The following is a 4,066-nucleotide window of genomic DNA, read 5'->3' as shown; positions in this document are numbered from 1 at the left end:
GGCGGGGGTGGGCCGGCGTGTCAGTCGCGGCCGTTGAGCCGGGTGATCTGCCGCAGCAGCGCGGAGTGGTCGAGCGTGCCGTCGCCCTGCGCGACGGCCGCGGCGACCAGCTGTGCGACCAGCCCGCCGAGCGGGATCGACAGGCCGGCCTCGCGGGCCGCGCTCTGCACGATGCCCAGGTCCTTGTGGTGCAGTTCGAGGCGGAAGCCGGGGGCGAACTCGCGCTCCCGCATCTTCCGGCCCTTGGCGTCCAGCACGGTGCTTCCGGCCAGTCCGCCGCCGAGCACGGTGAGGCCGGCCTCGGTGTCCACCCCGTGCGCCTCCAGGAACACCAGCGCCTCGGCGACCAGGCCGATGGTGCCGGCGACGACGAGCTGGTTGGCCGCCTTGACGGTCTGTCCCGCGCCGGAGGCGCCGACGTGCACGACGGTGGTGCCGACCGCGCCGAGCACCTCCCGGGCCGCGGCGAACGCCTCCGCCTCGCCGCCGACCATGATGGACAGGGTGCCGTCGACCGCCTTGGGCTCGCCGCCGCTGACCGGCGCGTCGAGCGCGCGCACCCCCCGCGCCGCCGCGGCCTCGGCGACCCGGCGGGCGACGTCGGGCCGGATGGTGCTGCAGTCGACGAGGAGCGTGCCCGGCGCGGCGTGGGCCAGTACCCCGTCCTCGCCGAGCACCACGGCCTCGACGTCGGGGGAGTCGGGCAGCATGGTGAAGACGAACTCGGCGTCGCGGACGGCCTCCGCGACGCTCGACGCCCCGACGCCCCCGGCGGCCACCAGTCGTTCGACCTTGGCCGGGCCGCGGTTGTAACCGGCGACCCGGTGACCGGCCCTGACCAGGTTGGCCGCCATCGGGCCGCCCATGATGCCGAGTCCGACGAATCCGATCCTGCTCATGCTGTGCGGTACCTCCGTGCTCACGCGCGCTCGGCGCTCGATCCGGTGGAGATCCAGCCGAAACTGTCGGCGCTGGCCCCGCTCGGTTTGTACTCGAGGCCGACGTGGCCGGTGTAGCCGGCCGCGTCGAGCCTGGCGAAGTAGTGGGCGAAGTCGATGTCGCCGGTGCCCGGTTCGTTGCGGCCGGGCGCGTCGGCGATCTGCACGTGGCCGATGGCGGCCGCGTGCCGGTCGAGGACGGCGTCGAGGTCGTCGCCGTTGACCGTCAGGTGGTACAGGTCGAACAGCAGCCGCAGATTGTCCACGCCGCCCGCCTCGCGCGCCCGGTCGATCACCGCGAGGGCGTGGGCGGCGGTCTTCAGCGGGTAGGCGGGCACACCGCTGACCGGCTCGACGAGCACCGTGCCGCCGATCCGCGCCGTCGCCTTCGCCGCGTGGACCAGGCTCTCCGTGGCGGCCTCGTCCTGTGCGGCCGGGGCGACGCCGTCGATCCGGTTGCCGTGCAGGGCGTTGAAGGCGCGGCAACCGAGCCGCTCGCCGATGCCGACGACCACGTCGACGTTGTCGGCGAACTCACCGGCGCGGCCGGGGTCGGAGAGCACGCCACGCTCGCCGGCCGGCATGTCCCCCGCGAAGAAGTTCAGGCCGACCAGGGCGACCCCGGCGTCGGTGACGGCCCGCGTGAACCGGTCCACGTCGCGGTCGGCGGGCACCGCCTCGGGGAACGGCCACCAGAACTCCACGGCGTCGAACCCGGCGGCCCTGGCCGCCGCGGGTCGGTCCAGCAGGGGCAGTTCGGTGAACAGGATCGAGAGGTTGACCTCAAACCGGGTGGGATCCACCGCGACACCTCGACTATTTCACTATGTGGAAAACTGATTCCACGAAATCGGAACGCCTCGAAGGGTATCGACACCACCAACCATCGGTCAACGCCCCGCCGTCACCGGGCGGCGGGTCGTCAACCGGCGTCCCGCGCCGCCCCTCCGTAGCCGAGCCGGGCGCCGATCTCCCCGGCCGCCCGGCACACCGCGACGCCGAAGACCGCCTCGTTCTCCCGCGTCAGACGGCTCATCGGGATGTTCACGCTGAGGCTGGCGACCGGCCGCCCCGGCGCCTCGAGGACGGCCGCGGCGACCGAGCCGACGTCGGTCCGCCACTCCCCGTGGTTGAGGGCGTAGCCGCGCTCCCTGACCAGCGCCAACTCGGCGCGCAACCGGTCGGGATCGACGATCGTGTGCTCCGTGTAGCGCGGCAACTCGTCGGCCAGCAGCCGGTCGAGGAGTTCGGGGCCGCCGTTGGCGAGGACCGCCTTGCCGTTGGCGGAGGCGTGCAGCGGGAGCGCGTGCCCGAGCGCCATGCTGATGCGCAGCGGGTTGGACGTCTCCAGGCGCTCGATCAGGACGACCCGGTCCTGCTCGGGGACGACCAGGTGGATCGTCTCCTCGGTGCGTTGGCGCAGGCCCTCCATGACGGGCACCGCCGCGTCGCGCAGGCCGAGTTCCCCGCTGGCGCGCGCGCCGACCGCGAGCGCCTTGGTCGTCACCACCCACCGCCGCAACTCCCCGGCGGCGGGGCGGATCCACCCGGCCTCGTCCAGGGTGACCAGCGCCCGCTGCACCGAGCTCTTGGGCATGTCCAGCGCGCGGGCCAACTCGCCGACGCCGATCGGCTGCCGCGTGGCGACCTCCTCCAGCACCCGCAGCGTGTTCAGGACGTTGCGCATTCCCTTGACTCCCCCTTCACCCGCCCCTAGCCTCCCCGTGCTTCGTGGCGGCACAGCGTACCACCTCACGGCACGGTCCTGGGTGGCGCGGCCCTCTGGCACAGGAGAGAGGTTGGGTGAATGACCGCGCACAGCGGACGCCATTTCCTACAGATCCCCGGACCGACCAACGTCCCGGACCGCGTGTTGCGGGCCATCGCACAACCCACGATCGACCACCGCGGAGCGGACTTCGCCGCGTTCACGCTCGACCTGCTGCCCCGGGTCCGCGCGGTGTTCGGCACCACGGGACCGGTCGTCGTCTACCCGTCCTCCGGCACCGGGGCCTGGGAGGCCGCCCTGGTCAACACGCTCTCGCCCGGCGACCGGGTGCTGGCCTTCGAGACCGGCCACTTCGCCACCCTCTGGCGGGAGATGGCCGAGAGCCTCGGCCTGGTCGTCGACTTCGTCCCCGGCGACTGGCGGCGCGGCGTCGACCCGGCCGCCGTCGCCGAACGGCTCGCCGCCGACCGGGAACACGGCATCGCCGCCGTCCTGGTCGTGCACAACGAGACCTCGACCGGGGTCACCAGCCGGGTGCCCGAGATCAGGGCCGCCATCGACGCGGCCGAGCACCCCGCGCTCCTGCTGGTCGACACGATCTCCTCGCTGGCCTCCCTCGACTACCGGCACGACGAGTGGGGCGTCGACGTCACCGTCGGCTGCTCGCAGAAGGGGCTGATGCTCCCCCCCGGCCTCGGCTTCAACGCGGTCGGCCCCAAGGCGCTCGCCGCCGCCGGGACGGCGCGGCTGCCCAGGTCGTACTGGGACTGGGCCCCCGTCATCGAGGCCAACGAACGCGGCTTCTACCCCTACACCCCGCCCACCAACCTCCTCTACGGCCTGCGGGAGGCACTGACCCTGCTCGAAGCCGAGGGCCTGCCCCGGGTGTTCGCGCGCCACGCGCGCCACGCCGAGGCCACCAGGGCCGCCGTGCGCGGCTGGGGCCTGCAGGTGCTGTGCGCCGACCCGCGCGAGTACTCCGGCTCCCTCACCGCCGTGCTGCTGCCCGAGGAACACGACGCCGACCGGGTCCGCCGCGTCGTCCTCGACCGCTTCGACATGTCGCTCGGCACCGGCCTCGGCCGGCTCGCCGGCCGGGTGTTCCGGATCGGACACCTCGGCGACCTCAACGACCTGACGCTCGCCGGCACCCTCGCCGGCGTCCAACTCGGCCTCGAACTGGCCGGCGTCGCCGTCGAGCCCACCGGCCTCCAGGCCGCCCTCGACGTCCTGCGCACCGCGTGAGAAGGGAGAACGGACCGCCATGACCATCCCGAGCGCCATGCTGATGCGCAGCGGGTTGGACGTCTCCAGGCGCTCGATCAGGACGACCCGGTCCTGCTCGGGGACGACCAGGTGGATCGTCTCCTCGGTGCGTTGGCGCAGGCCCTCCATGACG

Annotated in this window: 4 protein-coding genes; 1 reads left to right on the top strand and 3 read right to left on the bottom strand. The window is 73.4% G+C overall.

The genetic code is table 11. The features are described 5' to 3' along the window. Positions 1–20: 20 nt before the first annotated feature. The 3 genes from E1283_RS33145 to E1283_RS33135 form a co-directional block, all read right to left on the bottom strand. Positions 21–899, bottom strand: coding sequence for a 2-hydroxy-3-oxopropionate reductase (locus E1283_RS33145; protein WP_132821871.1), 879 nt, complete (start codon positions 897–899; stop codon positions 21–23). Positions 900–919: 20 nt separating this feature from the next. Continuing rightward, positions 920–1,741: a hydroxypyruvate isomerase family protein gene (locus E1283_RS33140; RefSeq protein ID WP_132821870.1), complete on the bottom strand. Its 822-nt coding sequence runs from the start codon at positions 1,739–1,741 to the stop codon at positions 920–922. 119 nt (positions 1,742–1,860) lie between these two features. After that, positions 1,861–2,625: an IclR family transcriptional regulator gene (locus E1283_RS33135; protein ID WP_132821869.1), complete on the bottom strand. Its 765-nt coding sequence runs from the start codon at positions 2,623–2,625 to the stop codon at positions 1,861–1,863. Positions 2,626–2,745: 120 nt separating this feature from the next. Between E1283_RS33135 and E1283_RS33130 the strand changes: the two genes are divergently transcribed. Further along, positions 2,746–3,912, top strand: coding sequence for a pyridoxal-phosphate-dependent aminotransferase family protein (locus E1283_RS33130; protein ID WP_132821868.1), 1,167 nt, complete (start codon positions 2,746–2,748; stop codon positions 3,910–3,912). Positions 3,913–4,066: the final 154 nt, after the last annotated feature.

The organism is Streptomyces hainanensis (genome assembly GCF_004348415.1).
Taxonomy (GTDB): domain Bacteria; phylum Actinomycetota; class Actinomycetes; order Streptomycetales; family Streptomycetaceae; genus Streptomyces; species Streptomyces hainanensis.
The sequence above is the reverse complement of the archived record's forward strand: the minus strand, read 5'-3'. Positions and strand labels throughout refer to the sequence as shown.

Coding starts and splice junctions, on each gene's coding strand:
- E1283_RS33145 (WP_132821871.1), bottom strand. CDS start 899: ATGAGCAGGATCGGATTCGTCGGACTCGGCATCATGGGCGGCCCGATG.
- E1283_RS33135 (WP_132821869.1), bottom strand. CDS start 2,625: ATGCGCAACGTCCTGAACACGCTGCGGGTGCTGGAGGAGGTCGCCACG.
- E1283_RS33130 (WP_132821868.1), top strand. CDS start 2,746: ATGACCGCGCACAGCGGACGCCATTTCCTACAGATCCCCGGACCGACC.